Source organism: Azonexus sp., assembly GCF_041909095.1.
GTDB lineage: Bacteria > Pseudomonadota > Gammaproteobacteria > Burkholderiales > Rhodocyclaceae > Azonexus.
The window spans coordinates 104,426-118,844 of record NZ_JAYREB010000004.1 but is presented as its reverse complement, the minus strand read 5'-3'; the positions used below and the strand labels follow the sequence as shown (position 1 = coordinate 118,844).

Below are 14,419 nucleotides of genomic sequence, written 5' to 3'. Positions count from 1 at the left end.
ACGCAGCGTCCATGTCGGGCGTTGCCAACGCAAAATTGCGTTGCGCAATAAGCTCAAGCTCAGCCGGTACAAAACGAGGCCCTATACTTTCCGCATTTACTAGGTTGAACTCTTGCCATGGACGACCAATCTTTCGCCTTTCCCGACTTCCCACTCCAGCGCATCCGTTTCATCGCAGGGTCGCTGGGCCTGCACTGGCCGCAGTACGCCGGCGGCATCTTGCGCGGCGGGTTCGGCATGGCCCTGCGGCGAGTGTCGCCACCTGCGTGGGACGAGCTGTTCGGCAGAGAGCAAGGAGACAGCCTGTTCGTCCCCTACATGCTGGTCCCGCCGCGGCACCCAGCTGGCGAATGCGCTGCCGGCGAACGCTTTGAATTCGAACTGCGCCTGTTCGGCAATGCGGTACGCCACTACTCTGCCTGCCGCGAGGCGCTGGCGCTGCTGGGAAAACTGGGACTGGGGCGTGAGCGGGGGCAGTTTGTCCTGCTCGGTGCGGCCAATGTGCGTCCGGATCAGGCGGCTGTGGTTGACACCACAGGCGGCACCTGGGAGAACCCGGCACGCCTGCAGCCCTCCGGCTTCGCCAGGGACTGGCTGGCCCCCGTCGACGGGCCGGTTGATGCGGTGAGCATCGTACTGGAGACCCCACTGCGGTTGAAGCACGCCGGCCACTTGCTCGGCCGGGCGCCGAGCTTTGGCGAACTGTGGTGCCGGCTCCATGCCAGGATCACTTTGGCGGCCGGCGGCGCGGTACTGGACCGCGATACCCGGCGGGCAATGGATGAACAGGCCGCTGCCGTGATGGCCGGTATGCAGGCAGTGCGGTGGCAGGATTGGACACGCTATTCGGCTCGCCAGGGAACCGAGATGAAATTTGGTGGGCTGACGGGTCAGCTTGACTATCGGGGCAATTTGTCGCCCTTCCTTCCCTGGCTCAATCTGGGCAGTGCCCTCGGGCTGGGCGGCAAAACCACGTTCGGCCTCGGCTGCTATCGCCTGCAGTCCGGAGCCGGGACGAAAATAGCTTGAACAAGTTGACGTCCCCCCCCCCGGCAAGCCGCGCAACCCGCTTGTCGTCCCGGCAAAACCACGCAAGGCGGGCGCGCATCTGAAGTCAGCCAAGTCGCTGCGCCGCAAGGAAAAGCAGGCCCTTGCCAAGCCTATTCCTGAGGACCAGGAATATGCAGGCTCCGACATTTGACCTTGTCATCGGCTCCATCCCTTCCTGGCCAAGCCGATTTTCTCGTCTGCTCAGACGACCAAGTGCTGACGAAACGCCATGCCAAAGCGCGCCTTGATCCCGTTCGTGAAACCCGGTCAATAAAGCTCGGTTAGCGGCGGGCGGAGGCAGCGCAGCTGCCGTCTTAATCCCGTTCGTGAAACCCGGTCAATAAAGCCAAAAGCAAGAAGCCTTGGAAGCGGTAGCAGAGTCTTAATCCCGTTCGTGAAACCCGGTCAATAAAGCTGGATCAGCAATCCAAGCAACATGTCGAAGAGCGTCTTAATCCCGTTCGTGAAACCCGGTCAATAAAGCCAATGGCGAAGGCGATCAACGCCGCATACCTCGGTCTTAATCCCGTTCGTGAAACCCGGTCAATAAAGCCTGGAACGGCTGTCGGTGAGAAGGAGATGGCTCTGTCTTAATCCCGTTCGTGAAACCCGGTCAATAAAGCTTGATCGCTACAAGGGGCAAGAAGATGGCGGGGGTCTTAATCCCGTTCGTGAAACCCGGTCAATAAAGCTGATCTTGGCACGCAACCAGAAATGCTGAATGATGTCTTAATCCCGTTCGTGAAACCCGGTCAATAAAGCGGAAGTGGCGGAAGCGTCAAAAGATGTTGTTGCGTCTTAATCCCGTTCGTGAAACCCGGTCAATAAAGCCCATCCTCCAGATCATGCTGACCACAAGGCATTGCGCCCTGTTCAGCGGCGCTATTGCGACAAGTGCGCGCCATTTGTTGGCAGAACATCCTCCCTTCCTCCATATATCACTAGAAATCAACGTGCTGCGCCAGTTGCGAAAAATGACAAATGAAAACACCGCACATCAGGCGACGCGATCGCCTCATACGCAATAACTGCTCGGATTGCTGCTGGGCTGCTTGCCCCGACCCAGCATCTTGGCCGAGTCTACATCTTTCTGGGTGAGGCGGTAAAACGCGATGCGATCTTCGTCCGAGTTAATCACTGGCTGCAGTCGCGCCTGCAGTTGGCGCAACTGCATCGGAAGCAGCCAGCACTCGAACACGCTCTCCTGAACCCGTACACCATAGCCCTTGAGAATGCGGACCACGCGGTAGCGGCGGCGATCACTGCCGATATCAAAGCAGACCACGGTCAGTTCGTCGGTTACGGGATGTGTCATGTCAGCACACCCAAAAGGCAGGGGCGGGCGTGCTCGCCGGCATCGCGCCCAAGGTGTTGCGCCTTCCTGTTTCGGGACCGCTGATCGGGTAGAGGCGGACCGTGTCGCAGTTCGGGTCAATGAGGCCTGCAATTTCCCGTTCGATGCGTTGCACTTCCGCGGGGGCAAGCCAGCCCTCGAAGAGGCTCTCCTGGACGCGCTCGGCGTGGGTACCGAGCAGGTTGGCCAGCAACCGGCGGCGCCGGTCATCAGCAATGTCGTAGGAGATGATCCACAGGCGGCTCATCGCAGCACCAAAGGTTCGTAGGCAGCACAAGCGCCGGTGACGACGTCGCTCCAGTGTGCCACCTGCCACAACATGCAGCGCCGGTAGTCGGTGGTCTTGCCGGTGCGAGGGTGCGTCAGCGGACTGCTGAGCTTGCCTTCGATTTCGCCGATGAAGCGCTTGCGCAAGCTGTGGCCGATGCGCACGGGGTAATCCTCGTGGCCGTATTCGAAATCGGTGGCAATGGCTCTACCACTCAGCAGCAGTTTGAGGACGAGCGCATCGACAACCAAAGGACGGAACTCCTCCATGAGGTCGCTGGCCAGGGCGGCATGCCCCTGGCGCTCCGCATGCAGGCTGGCGCTGTGTGGGTCGAGCCCCCGCCGCACAATGAGATTCAGCATCGTATGGTAGAGGATGCCGTAGCCGTAGGAGAGCAGGGCATTGACCGGATCGCCGGGCGCGCGTCGGCTGCGTCCGTTGAATTGCCATTGCGGGGCCAGCAACTCTCGCAAGGCCGCAAAGTGTGTGCGCGCTGCGGCTCCTTCGTGGCCCCGAACGGCATCGAGTGTAGCCGCCTTGCTTGCGGCATTTTGCAGCTCGGCCAGATTGTCGTCGTATGGGTTGGTCTTGCCCGGGCGATAGCGATAGTAGCGACGCAGGATGAGCCGGCCGTTGGCAATCTTGGCGACGACGATGCTGCGGGCTGCAGCCAGGATGAACTCCGGCTCTGCCAGACGTTGCCATTGTTGCCGGCGCAGCGCAACCTGGCCGCCTGTTTCATCCCGAAAAGCGCCCTGCGGTTCGCCGGCCTGGTCAGCAACGAGGATGGCAACCTGCCGGCGGAGAAGCCAGCGCAAGGCGCCAAAACTGATGGCGCCTTCGCCGGTAACATAAACTTGGTCAATCTTCTCCACTGGCACCGAGAGTAGTTCCTTCTCGGCCTGCGAGACGACGATGCGTTCGCCCTGACGATGCAGATAGGCCCCCGGTTCGGCAAGGTAGAGCGTTCGCAGCAGGGGAGGTGCTTCCGTATCCATGCTAATGCTGTTGGCCGCGCTGACCCGAGAGGTGAAGGGGCGCGGCGAGTCGTCGGCCGATGGCGCGGTCAGAGGGCTTGCCGCTTGCCGGCGTGGTGGCGTCGTTGAGGTCGAAGGGCATTTGGGCGACGCATGTTGCCGTGCCTGCTTGTCGCGTTTTCCAGGATGAGATCGGGCGACGATGACTGGGCGCAAATGGCGCGGCAAAACCCACGGCGCGGCATGCGGATCGATGGCCCACTGCCGAGTGTCCTGAAAGTGCACGCCGAGAAAATCAAAGCCAAGAGCGAAACTGGCGATGCGGGTCTTGTCAAAGTTAAGTTCCAATCCAGCTTGCTCAAGCCACTGGCCGCTTCGTTCCAAGGCTTGTTCCGCCTCGTCCAGACCCGGCGTGAGAATGACGAAATCATCGGCATAACGCACCAGCCACCAGTCCGGATTGGCAGTCAGCAATTCGTCGAGCGGATTGAGGTAGAGGTTGGCGAACAGCGGCGAAATTGGCGAGCCTTGCGGCAGCCCCTGGCTCCGTTTTTCCATGCCTTCCGCCGTCTTGACCGGGGCCGCCAGCCATTGCTCAATGATGGGCAGCAGGCTGGCGTCGGGCAGATATGGTACAAGACGCTTCAGCAGGCTTTCGTGGGCGACGGTGTCGAAATAGCTGCTGATGTCTGCGTCGACCACCCACTGCAATCCTTTGTCACGGCCATCGATGACGCGTTGCACTGCCTGAGCGACCGAGCGCCCCGGCCGGTAGCCGAAACTGGCTTCGGCAAAGCGTGGATCGATGAGCGGCGTGAGCACCAGGGTAAAGGCGCTTTGCAGCACGCGGTCGCGCACGGCGGGAATGCCGAGCAGACGCGGCGTCTTGCCTGGCCGTTCAAGGGCGATGCGCAGCAGTGGCTGGGTAACGTAGCGCCCGTCGCGTACCTGGGCACGCAGTACGGCCAGCCGTTGCGTGAGATTGGCGCCGAAGGCCTCAAGCGTGATGCCGTCTCCGCCCGGTGCGCCATCGTTGTCGCAGACGCGCTGCCACGCAGCAAGCAGATTTTGATCGGTGAGGGCAAGGTCGAGGAGGCTCATGCCCGCATGATGCGTGTTGAACTTGTCGATTACGCCATTTGCAAATTTGCGTTGGGGGTGACGAAAACGGGAGGACCTCAGTGCTCGAGCGGACCTCCATTGAAGAAACGGTAGGTTCTGAAACGCGCCTTGTTGGTCTTCTTGGTTTCACCTTGCCAACTGTCGATCAAGCCCCGGTGGAGATCTTGCGCGATCCGGGCATAAAGCGGGAAATCGTCGCCAAGACGCTCCCGGGTTGCATTGAGATCGGTACCAAAAGCTTCGGCGACCTTCTTCTCCGTCATGCCGGCAATTTCCTCTTGATAGCGCTCTTCCGGCGACAGGGCCGCGATCATTGCTTGTCTTGCCAGGTTGTCGAGGCGCGAATTGGCCTCCCGGTCGAGCACCAGGCGGCCGTACCCAGCGGAGGTCTTGGCGCCGATGCCGCGCTGCGCCAGGGCTCTCGCCAACATCCTGGCTGCCAGTTCGCGCCAGCCCTTATCCCCCTCAAGGACGAACAGGAAGCTGCCGCGCACACCGAGAAGACTGTTGGGAACGGGGCTATCAAGGTCGGTTGCCGGGCCTTTGCCGGCATAGTAATCGGGGTGGTGAGGCGTGACGATGTCGGCGACGAAGGGGGCGTTCTTGTGCCCGGCAGCGCCGCTGTCGGGCACCCACCAAGCATCGTGAAAGGCGATGAGGCCGGAAAGCTCGTGCGTGCCGAAAAGCTCGTTGAACTGGCTTTGCCAGTCCGGCATGTTGCTTTCGGCCCAGGCGCGCACCACGCCCTTGATGCTGGAACCGGGCAGCATTGGCATGCCGTGCGTGTGCGCAACGGTGCATCCGGTTTCCAGGGAGCTACCACTGCTCAGCCCGATGAGCAGGCGCCCTTCCACGTTCATGATCAGGCGACTGAAGCGGGTGCTTTTGCCGGTGGCCGCGAGCCAGCGGTCGTACGCGCGTTCGTAGAAGCCCGGCGCGGGAATCCTGCAGATACGTTCAATGTGTTCTGTCTTGCCGGTGCTGCCGGCATTCTGGGCATCTGTCCTGACGAAGTCGGTCCAGCCGCGCTGCAGAAGCAGTCCGGGATGGGCGCTGTTGGCGGCCCTGTAGAGCGGCTTGAGAGCGGCGCGGGCAAGTTGGGTCATCGCGTTTCCCTTTCGTCGTCTTCGCCTGTTTTCAGTAGCCCTTGCACATAGCGCTTGATCCAGCCGCTGGCCTCCAGGCTGCGGCGGGTGAGCAGCATCGTCTGCGCGACATCGGCATCGATGACGGCCTGATGAAAGGCTGGACCGCTTTCACAAGATTTTGCCCCGGATTTTTGCAGCACGTCCGCGAGATCATCGAGCAGGGCAAGGTGTTCTGCCTTGCCCTTGGCAAGCAGGAAGCCGGTCGCCTGAGCGAGTCCGTTTTGCAGGATCATGGCCGGCAGGCTGAGGGACAAGGCGCCGTATTTCTTGGCGAGTTCCTTCTCCTGGCCTCTCACCCGTACTTTTTCATAGGCAGCTTGCGCGACGAGATGGCTACGTATCAGCATTGGCCACCTCCCGCGAGAAAGCGCGTAATCCCGCGCCCGACACCGGCCTTGCCACCCAATTGCAAGAGCGGAGTGATGCCCAGCGTTGCGGAAAAACTGCTGGCGAGTTGATCGGCGCTCTGGGTTTCGCCTTTCACCCGCGAATCGGAGAAGGCATAAATCCCCCACAGGATGCTCTCGGCCGGCAAGTTTTCCTCGTACCACAGGGCGCCGTTGGCCACGATGCCAGTCTGCGGATCGATCCTGATGCGGGCCCGGATTTCGGTGGCGGTTTCGGCAAGAAAGGAAAAGACAGTATCGGAAAGGATGAGAAACCGGTCCTGCAAATCCTTTTGTGCCGCTGTGTCGTTGTCAAACACGGCCGCCGCGATGCGGGCAGCCCAGGCTGCGGCGTCGGGGCATTGCTTCGCGTCGAGGTCGAGGTCCTCGAGAATGACCTTTCCACTGATGGTATTGACGTTGTCCTGTACCGAATGTGCCCGGGTTTCGCCAACTTCCGGTATGGCCGGCGCTTGCGGGAGATCCTTGGCGTAGCGCTTGAGGATGAAGGGGCAGGTTGCATAGGCGACAATGCCGGCCAGCGCACGAATGGGCAGCAGCAGCAGGTGGGCATCGCCCATGGCCAGCGCGCCGGCATGGGCCTCGTCCGCTTCGCCGATGCTGCGCGGGCCGAAAAGGGTCTTGGCCAGGGCGTCGCGTTCTGGCGTGTTCTCGATCTCGGCACGCAGCACGCCGCGCAGTGATGAGCCGGGGACGAGCGGGAGATTGCTGGCACGGTCGCGGGCGATGGGCAGGTCGACGATGCCGGCCGATTGGCCTGCGCCACAGTGGAGCGCCGAGAGTGCGTGCAGATGGAAAAGCTGTGGTTTCATTGTGGGTTCCTTTCAGAAAGTCAGGGCAGTGGCGTCCAAGGCTGCGGCAGGACCATGCCGAAACCATCGCGACGGTCCTGTTTGTCGTCGGACAGTGGCGTCATCCAGAGGGCGGCGAGCGCCTCGTCGCCAATGTCGGTGGTGAGCGTGTACCAGTAGACAGCACCGGCAGGCACCAGCTTGCGACCGGCGCGTGGCTTCCGCTGCGCCAAATCCCAGCCGGAATGGGGTTGCCAGCGCTCGAGCGCCGCGGCGGCCAGCTTCAGTCCAGGATATTCGGGCGGTTGCCAGCCACGGGCAAAGAGGGCCGGCGTCAGCAGGGTCAGGCTGAGGCCGCCGGCAGCGCGGATCCTGGCGCACAGGTCATCCGGCATGGCGGGCCACAAACTAGCTGGCGCCGGCGTGATGGCGGACAGGCGGCGCTCACCGCCAAGCGTAATGAGGCCGGGCGTGATTTCTCCGGCAATCTGTCCGATCAGCCCGACGGGGTTGATCGGAACGCCGTCGCTGACAGCTATCCGATGCCAGAAATGCAGCCCTGCGGTCTGGAACAGCTTGCCGCTGGCCGCAGCCTGGCTGGCGGGGGCGATGCCAACATGGGTGCGAATTTCATCCGCGGGCGGCATCCAGCCATTCTCCCTGATTTGCGCCGGGGAGGGCGGCGGCTGACTGAAGTCGCGCCAAGCCAGTAGATCGGAAAACGACCACCAGCGTGGCCCTGGCGCGGGTTTGCCTTTCACGTTGTTGACGAGCCGTACAGGCTGAAGCCCTGCTGGCAAGTCGCAGCATTCGCCTTCGGCCAGGCGGCCCGGCGCAGCCCGTTCAAGAACGACGGCAGATTTGTCGGGCATCGAGAAATACAGGGCGTCGGCCGGCTTGGGCACCAGTAGGCGCTGGCTGGCCAGACACACCGGCAGCGGACCGGCCACCGCCAGTTGCGCGAGCTCCGGGCCGAAGGGTTTGCCGCAGCTCTCCGCATGGGCCGTACGGAGGGCGCCGGCCAAGGTCGAGGGCGGCGGGAATCGTGCCGGATCGGCGCCGGACTGCTCGTCGAAAGGGCGCCCGCTGCGTATGACCAGCGGTGCCTTGGGTTCGATCAGATAGGTGTGCAGGACTGTCATTCGAGCGCTCCGATATCCGACTGGGTACGGGCAGCCAGCCAGCGGGTGATGATGAGTTCGTCGGCAAGCTGGGAGAGGCCGACGGTTTGCGCGCGCGTCAGTAGGAAACTCGCAAAGTCATCTGAAAGGGACTCCTGGCCTCCCTGTTTTCGGGCACGGCTGAGGCTGCGCACCAGTTCGGCCTCATGAATGCCGGGGAGCTTTTCCTGCGTGCATTGAACCCAGGCCAGCCGCTGGACAACGCTGCGCAACTCGTACCCCAGCCGCGAAGGGCAGCAGAGGTTGCGGTATTCCACGCAGAAGCGAGCAAGGGCGGCGAGTCCTGCCGCGTCGTCCCAGCATCCCCGCCAGGTGTGTTCGCCGCCGGAGCGAATCCCCAACTGGATCGCCAGCGCGTTGCGCGGCCGTTCCGTGCGATTGCCCTTGGCCAAGCTTTCAGCGGCATCGGCGCGTGCCCGCAGGGTGCCGAGTGGTTCGACCAAGTGGCCAATACCCAGGCCAACGGAGAGTGTGGGGAAGTGCTCCGGCGGTTGGCTGAGCTTTACGGCAGCCTCACGCATGGTTTGCTGGAACGTTGTGGCGAGTTCCTGCGCGCAAGCGACGGCGTTTTCCAAGGGCAGCATGGCCAGTACGTCGTCGCCCCCAGCGTAGACGGCATGCCCGCGGTGCCGACGGACGATGCAGCGCACCGATTTGGCGAAGCTGTGCAGGGCGCGGGAAATGGCGCGCGATTCCTCGGCGCTGGCGGCCTGGCTCAGCAGCTCTCCCATCCTGTCGCCATCAGCCTTGAGGATTACGGCGTAGGGTACGGGTTTCTCCTTGATCGCGCCAAGGGACTTGCGTAATGCCTCAAGCGCCTGGCGGTCTTCCGGATCCATGTCGTTGGCAGCCAGCGCGTTGTCCAAGCGGAAGGCGAAGACCAACTGCGCGTCAAACGCAAGAGCGTCGAAGATGCCGCCATTGCCCTTGACACGCGTCGCCAGGTCGAGAGACACCAGCGGCTCGTAGGCATCGCCGAGCGCCTTGAGCTGTTGCAGGGAGAGCGCTTGCAGCCACGGATCGGCGGCAATACGAGAGTAGGCGGTGAACTGGTCGATGTCGCCGGCCATGCGTTTGGCTAACGCTAGCGCATCGAGTTCTTCGCCCTGATTCATCCCGAGTTTGCGCAGAGCGGTCTTGTAACGCCGGCCTTCCCGCTCCCTGCGCGGGAGGTTGATGACGGATTCGCGGGCTCCGTCGAGCGAGGACTTCGGCACCCCAAACCCGGGGCCGTCTGAGGTGGAAGCGGCGGGCAGGAAATCGCGGGTGGTTTTGCGGGCGGCGAGCAGTTCGCCAAGGCGTCTGGAGGCGTCCGCGTAGGCGGTGTCGGTGTCGGTGTCGGTGTCGCCGATTCTCACCCAGGCGGTGAAGGTCTCGAGCATGTCATGCTTTTGGGCGGCCCACAGCGTCTCGTGGAACGGCAGTTGCGGAAGTCTTGCTCTGGCCTGTTCGCACAACGCCGCCAGGCGGTCGCTTGCCGCCCCCCGGGCTTTCTCGCAGAGGGCACGCACGGCGCCATCATCCGGCAATTCCATCTGGGCGCGGATGATATTTGCGATGTTGGCGTCGTCGTCATGCCAATGGTCCTGAATTTCGAGTTCGCTGGGAGTTGTCGGGCAAGGGAAGATCAGGCAGCCGGGTTGGGCCGTCTGGAACACCGCAGCGGCAGCTTTCGCAGCTTCGTTCAGCAGCCAGGATCCGCACCACAGGTCGCGTGTGCGCCGAGCGGCGCCGATCAGGCTTTGTACGGGACCTAGGGAGATGGTAAGCAGATAGCTCGCCATTACTTGCCCTCCGCGAAAAAGGCCATGAATGCCGAGAGCGGGTCAGTGCCTCGATCCAGCATGGGGCGTATCCGGCTACTCAATGCTTTCTGCGCTCCCTGATCATCAGGCCAACGTTGCGGAATGTACTGTTGCCCCTTGAACTTGAGATCCACCCTGAGGGCCGCGCGCCAACCGGGCAGCAGGAGGGCTGCGGGCAGCCATTCTCTCCCGTTCCAGTAAGGCCGCAGAATCAGCGGGCTGGCCATGCGATCACGTTTGTGATCGCGTGAAATGTCGTGGGGTTCGAGCACGTGGTCCCTCGGCTCCCTGGAACTGTCGTTCTTGGGATTGTTGAAGTGGAAAACTATCGGCAAGCCGAAGGCGGCTCGCGGAAAAGCGTCGGCATGAACGATCCTTGCCGCATGTCGGGCAGAGGACTCCCCGCTCAGAGCCCGCAGCGCATCTGCTTCAGGCCATAAGCTCCGGCCGGCAGGACTCTGCGAGTCGGCCGCCTTCTTGTTTCGGCCGACGAGTTCGCCCTGCCTAAAGTGGCGAAGTCGATCAACGGAGCGCTTCCAGGCGGTTTGTGGGTCCTTGGTCGCCTGCTGACATTCGAACATGCCGCCCAATTCCCTTACCTCTTCCGGCAATACCGGGGGCAAAGATTCGATGTGAACCGCGCCCAGTCCCCGGCGCGTACGCGCACCGATTCCACCAAACGAGGCCCACCAGCGGAGTGCGGTCTGGACTTCGACTTGCTCTTCGGTGCTGAGGCGCTTACTGGTTGCCAGATTCAGCACGAAAGTCAGCCCTTCGCGCGCCAACTCCCTAGGCTTGTTTTCAAATTCCCGATTGCCTGTCATTAGCTTGCCTTGAGCGGGAAACAGGGCATATCCACTGGCCCAGTGGCCAATCTCTGGCCACGACTTCATTTGCCCCGCTTTTTGTGGATTGGGAGGGTAGCTGTGGGCAGCCTCCAGACGGGGGGCATCAAAGTCGCTGACATGCACTTTGACCTTGCTGGCGGTCGGCTGATCGTTGCCCGCGCCACCCCAGATCGCCTCTTCACGTTGGAGCATTTCGCTAGCGCTCAGGCTCCGGGCGGAGAGTAGCCGCCACCAGAAGCGCAATTGGCCGCGTATGGCGCTGGCGCGGATTGGCATTTCCGGATCCACTTCACCCGGTTTCACGCCACCACCATACAGCGGCGTGATCAATCGGCAACGATAGGCTTGGGAAAGCCAATTCGGCTCGTCAGTGGGCAAGGTTTCAATCTGGTCGATCAATGCGCTCGGCGGCGGCGCGCTGGATAGTCTCATGCGTATTTCCCCTTGGCTTCTGTGATGCCGTGCGTATAGTACTGGTCGCCGCGTATCGCAGTCAGTTGTATTGATCCGATGGCTGGGCCCCGCGTAGGCCCCCGTTCGACACCGCCAATCTTTTTGAACGTATTTTCCAACGTGTTACGAGGAGAGCATACATGCCGTCCGTTTGGTTTGTGACCCGCCACGAGGGGGCTTATGACTGGGCAAAACAAAAAGGAATTCTTGATGATGGCGCATATGCGGTGAATCTCGTCAGCGAAATTCGCCCCGAACAGGTTGCCATGGATGACTACGTGATCGGCACCCTGCCAGTTCATCTGGTGGCGGAGATCTGCGCGCGCGGTGCGCATTATCTGCACTTGGCGATGGATGTCCCGGCCCATCGGCGTGGCACGGAGTTGTCGGCGGCCGAAATGGAGGCCTTTGGGGCGACTTGCAGGGAGTTTCTGGTCCTGCCGTCCACCGGCGATATTGCCGCCCAGTCCACACGGTTGCGCCCCGCCGCCGGCGAGGGTGTTCATGTCTGCATCGTTTCCGAACAGTATCTGGCCAACCTCTTGCCTGTTCTCAAACGCCGCCCGGCGCACGTGGAATTGATCAGCACGGACAAGGTGGAGGCCGGCCGAAAGAAGCTGGGCAACGCGCTGCTTCGTTTTGGCTACAACGAAACCCGGGTCAGTTGCCGGACGATCAATCCCGCTTCCAGCACCGACTTTGCGATTGCCCGCGCCGCGGCCAGGAAAGTTCGGGAAACATTGTTGGACAAATACCCGGGCCACACGTTGACCGTAAACGCCACGGGGGGCACCAAGATTCTCTCGTCGGCATTTCTCCTGGAGTTTCACGGCTTCGAGGTGATTTATACCGACTCGCAGAACGGGGCATGCATAAGGTTCATGGATACGCAGCCGCGCGAAGCAGAGCCCATTGGCAGCCAGATCACCCGTATCGAGGATTACCTGTACTGTCAGGGATACACGATCGAAAAGGCGGCCAGTGACAAGAAGGGCTACGCCAATACGGTTGATGCGCGTTTTTCGGTCACTGAATTGCTGTTGGCCCATCGAGGACACACCTTGAGCAAGTTCAACGATGCTGCGCAGAAAGCCCTGAGAGATATTTTTGGTCCAAAAATGGGCAAGCATGAACCTGAACCCCAAAAGAAGGCGAAGCTGGACAAAGCATTGCCCGTGAGAGCCATCCCGAAGCTGACGGACAGGGAGGCAGCATTCTGCGACAGGCTGGTCAGTGCAGGCATGCTGTTGAAAACAGAGCTTGGTGACTATGCATTTGCCGGGGCGGAGGCAATGCAATATCTGACTGGCGGCTGGATTGAAGAGTGGGCTTGGGCGGTTGCCCGCGACTGCCTGCCGGATGATTTCAAGGCAAATGTCACCGTCAGCTTTCTCGACAAATCCGAAAATTCGAGCAGCGACGACGCCTCGGACAACGAACTCGACCTCGTCGTCCTTCATGACAATCGCCTCCTTATTGCCGAATGCAAGACGATTGACTGGAAAGGTGGATCGGCCAAGCAGGAAATATTTAATAAGCTCGACGCGCTGGGTACCCATGCACGAGGGCTGTTCGGCAAGTCCATGCTCATTTCTGCCAAGCCACTGGACGAAAAAGCAAGGCGCCGCGCTGATGCCTATGGAATCCAGGTGATCGAAGCGCATTCGCTTGGCAGACTGAAGAAGGAAATCCAGCGCTGGATGGGCAAGCATTAGCGCGAGCTTTCGTCGCCCATATCAATGCTCTCCGGAGCAAGCCGGAGAGCGTATGGGCTCTTTCCCACCGAGCCGGGAAGCCTCTGGATAAAGTAGCCCTCGGCCAGCCTGGAACCTAGTGCACTGGTCAGTTTCTTGTGCAGATTGCTTCTGATTGGCGAGAACCATCCCGATTCAATGCCCGTGGCCAGTGCACGTTCCACCTGAGCCAGCTTGCCCAGGAGTTGTGGATCAAGTCGCCGGTACTCGTCCAGCAGCATCTCCAGATCCTTGCCGGCGGCACCTTTTCTGTTGATGACCAGCGGCGGCAGTCCTTCCTTGCACCGCCGTGCCATCCATGCGTAGAGGCCGTAGGGGGCGTCGGTGAGCTTTACGGCCTTGTCGCCAAAGATCACGGTTCTCTTGGCCGGCACGAAAGTAAGTTTCGTCGGCAGCGGGCGCAATACCGCCTTCACTGTTGCCGAGAAAGAGGCATCTCCGCTCAACAATGGCGCCTGTACGCCATCCCGCAGCCGTACGAAGGGGATGTCGGCAAGCCAGACTTCGGCCTGCCGGCAATCAACCGTGCGCTTGTCCGGCCCGTCGGTGTGGATTACATGCTCGTAAGGGGTCGGATAAAAGAATTCGCGATGCGACTCATAGGGCGCCGACGCAAGGACGTGGGAGAGCCTGTCCTGGTCTCGACCGAACAGCGACAGGGCATAGCCGGCGTAATACCCCATGGTCTTGCGGCCACCGGCAATTGATACATGTACTTCCGAGTTTTCATCCTGAGTGAGTTCCCGGATCCACTTCGTGATCGTGTCGGCAGCGGCTTCGTTGTCCTCGGGGGTGCGAATGTCTTCAAGCGGGCGTCCCGCTGCGTCCTCGATGAGATGAATGTGGCGCTCCGCGTCGAACGCAATGGCCGGCAGCTTGTAGTCACGACACAACTGGTGAAACCCCCCCCTTCCAGAAAGAAGATTCAGCGCGGCATGCTCCTTGCCCCGCGAGGTCGTGATCAGGTGTATTTCGTCCGGAATCCACTTTTGCTCAGCCTTAACCGCCAGGGCATAAAGAGTTTCAGTCAGTATTTGCGGAGAGAGGCCCGATACTGCAATCAGAATCCGGTTATTCATGACAGTTCCTTCATGTGGAGAGATCACAGGACGATCGTGCCGCATTGGCCTGCTGATCCGCCACAACGCAAATTTGCAACGCAGATCGCATCCCGGGGATACTTCATATCGTGCATGCACTGTTGCCTGTGTTGGCCGCCGGATAGCAATCGGGCCGGGGAGTGTCCATCATTGCAGGCAAT

At 61.3% G+C, this 14,419-nt stretch carries 12 protein-coding genes and 1 CRISPR repeat array; of the genes, 2 read left to right on the top strand and 10 right to left on the bottom strand.

Going from position 1 to position 14,419, the window contains the following annotated elements; genetic code table 11:
• The first annotated feature begins 117 nt into the window (after positions 1-117).
• On the top strand, positions 118-1,029 hold the full coding sequence (gene cas6 / locus ACE3OV_RS10110; protein ID WP_374326924.1) for a CRISPR system precrRNA processing endoribonuclease RAMP protein Cas6: 912 nt from the start codon (positions 118-120) through the stop codon (positions 1,027-1,029).
• Positions 1,030-1,291: 262 nt separating this feature from the next.
• A CRISPR array of direct repeats spans positions 1,292-1,881; the repeat unit is 36 nt; unit sequence GTCTTAATCCCGTTCGTGAAACCCGGTCAATAAAGC.
• 184 nt (positions 1,882-2,065) lie between these two features.
• On the opposite strand, the gene cas2 (ACE3OV_RS10105) is transcribed toward cas6, so the two are convergent.
• The 9 genes from cas2 (ACE3OV_RS10105) to cmr1 form a co-directional block, all read right to left on the bottom strand.
• Positions 2,066-2,365: a CRISPR-associated endonuclease Cas2 gene (gene cas2, locus ACE3OV_RS10105; RefSeq protein ID WP_374326923.1), complete on the bottom strand. Its 300-nt coding sequence runs from the start codon at positions 2,363-2,365 to the stop codon at positions 2,066-2,068.
• Between the two features lies 1 nt (position 2,366).
• The gene (gene cas2 / locus ACE3OV_RS10100) at positions 2,367-2,651 is read right to left on the bottom strand and encodes a CRISPR-associated endonuclease Cas2 (protein WP_374326922.1); all 285 of its coding nucleotides are present in this window, start codon (positions 2,649-2,651) and stop codon (positions 2,367-2,369) included.
• Positions 2,648-4,750: a CRISPR-associated endonuclease Cas1 gene (gene cas1 / locus ACE3OV_RS10095; protein ID WP_374326921.1), complete on the bottom strand. Its 2,103-nt coding sequence runs from the start codon at positions 4,748-4,750 to the stop codon at positions 2,648-2,650. Before cas1 ends, cas2 (ACE3OV_RS10100) begins: the two co-directional genes overlap by 4 nt.
• Positions 4,751-4,827: 77 nt before the next feature.
• Positions 4,828-5,877, bottom strand: a complete 1,050-nt coding sequence (gene cmr6 / locus ACE3OV_RS10090) for a type III-B CRISPR module RAMP protein Cmr6 (protein WP_374326920.1) — start codon at positions 5,875-5,877, stop codon at positions 4,828-4,830.
• The gene (gene cmr5 / locus ACE3OV_RS10085) at positions 5,874-6,266 is read right to left on the bottom strand and encodes a type III-B CRISPR module-associated protein Cmr5 (RefSeq protein ID WP_374326919.1); all 393 of its coding nucleotides are present in this window, start codon (positions 6,264-6,266) and stop codon (positions 5,874-5,876) included. Before cmr5 ends, cmr6 begins: the two co-directional genes overlap by 4 nt.
• On the bottom strand, positions 6,260-7,138 hold the full coding sequence (gene cmr4, locus ACE3OV_RS10080; RefSeq protein ID WP_374326918.1) for a type III-B CRISPR module RAMP protein Cmr4: 879 nt from the start codon (positions 7,136-7,138) through the stop codon (positions 6,260-6,262). Before cmr4 ends, cmr5 begins: the two co-directional genes overlap by 7 nt.
• Positions 7,139-7,158: 20 nt before the next feature.
• On the bottom strand, positions 7,159-8,259 hold the full coding sequence (locus ACE3OV_RS10075; protein ID WP_374326917.1) for a type III-B CRISPR module-associated Cmr3 family protein: 1,101 nt from the start codon (positions 8,257-8,259) through the stop codon (positions 7,159-7,161).
• A complete protein-coding gene (gene cas10, locus ACE3OV_RS10070) occupies positions 8,256-10,082 on the bottom strand; it encodes a type III-B CRISPR-associated protein Cas10/Cmr2 (protein ID WP_374326916.1) in 1,827 nt (608 codons plus the stop codon). Before cas10 ends, ACE3OV_RS10075 begins: the two co-directional genes overlap by 4 nt.
• Complete coding sequence (gene cmr1 / locus ACE3OV_RS10065; RefSeq protein ID WP_374326915.1) at positions 10,082-11,383, bottom strand: type III-B CRISPR module RAMP protein Cmr1; 1,302 nt, start codon at positions 11,381-11,383, stop codon at positions 10,082-10,084. Before cmr1 ends, cas10 begins: the two co-directional genes overlap by 1 nt.
• 161 nt (positions 11,384-11,544) lie before the next feature.
• Here cmr1 and csx16 point away from each other — a divergent pair, with 161 nt between their 5' ends.
• The gene (gene csx16 / locus ACE3OV_RS10060) at positions 11,545-13,119 is read left to right on the top strand and encodes a CRISPR-associated protein Csx16 (protein ID WP_374326914.1); all 1,575 of its coding nucleotides are present in this window, start codon (positions 11,545-11,547) and stop codon (positions 13,117-13,119) included.
• On the opposite strand, the gene csm6 is transcribed toward csx16, so the two are convergent.
• Positions 13,116-14,237 carry a CRISPR-associated ring nuclease Csm6 gene (gene csm6, locus ACE3OV_RS10055; RefSeq protein ID WP_374326913.1) on the bottom strand — a complete coding sequence of 374 codons (1,122 nt, stop codon included), beginning with the start codon at positions 14,235-14,237 and terminating at the stop codon, positions 13,116-13,118. The genes csx16 and csm6 overlap by 4 nt on opposite strands.
• Positions 14,238-14,419 lie beyond the last annotated feature (182 nt).

What these genes read in the sequence shown, in the direction of transcription:
- cas6 (WP_374326924.1), top strand. Translation starts at nt 118, where the DNA reads ATGGACGACCAATCTTTCGCCTTTCCCGACTTCCCACTCCAGCGCATC.
- cas2 (WP_374326923.1), bottom strand. Translation starts at nt 2,365, where the DNA reads ATGACACATCCCGTAACCGACGAACTGACCGTGGTCTGCTTTGATATC.
- cas2 (WP_374326922.1), bottom strand. Translation starts at nt 2,651, where the DNA reads ATGAGCCGCCTGTGGATCATCTCCTACGACATTGCTGATGACCGGCGC.
- cas1 (WP_374326921.1), bottom strand. Translation starts at nt 4,750, where the DNA reads ATGAGCCTCCTCGACCTTGCCCTCACCGATCAAAATCTGCTTGCTGCG.
- cmr6 (WP_374326920.1), bottom strand. Translation starts at nt 5,877, where the DNA reads ATGACCCAACTTGCCCGCGCCGCTCTCAAGCCGCTCTACAGGGCCGCC.
- cmr5 (WP_374326919.1), bottom strand. Translation starts at nt 6,266, where the DNA reads ATGCTGATACGTAGCCATCTCGTCGCGCAAGCTGCCTATGAAAAAGTA.
- cmr4 (WP_374326918.1), bottom strand. Translation starts at nt 7,138, where the DNA reads ATGAAACCACAGCTTTTCCATCTGCACGCACTCTCGGCGCTCCACTGT.
- ACE3OV_RS10075 (WP_374326917.1), bottom strand. Translation starts at nt 8,259, where the DNA reads ATGACAGTCCTGCACACCTATCTGATCGAACCCAAGGCACCGCTGGTC.
- cas10 (WP_374326916.1), bottom strand. Translation starts at nt 10,082, where the DNA reads ATGGCGAGCTATCTGCTTACCATCTCCCTAGGTCCCGTACAAAGCCTG.
- cmr1 (WP_374326915.1), bottom strand. Translation starts at nt 11,383, where the DNA reads ATGAGACTATCCAGCGCGCCGCCGCCGAGCGCATTGATCGACCAGATT.
- csx16 (WP_374326914.1), top strand. Translation starts at nt 11,545, where the DNA reads ATGCCGTCCGTTTGGTTTGTGACCCGCCACGAGGGGGCTTATGACTGG.
- csm6 (WP_374326913.1), bottom strand. Translation starts at nt 14,237, where the DNA reads ATGAATAACCGGATTCTGATTGCAGTATCGGGCCTCTCTCCGCAAATA.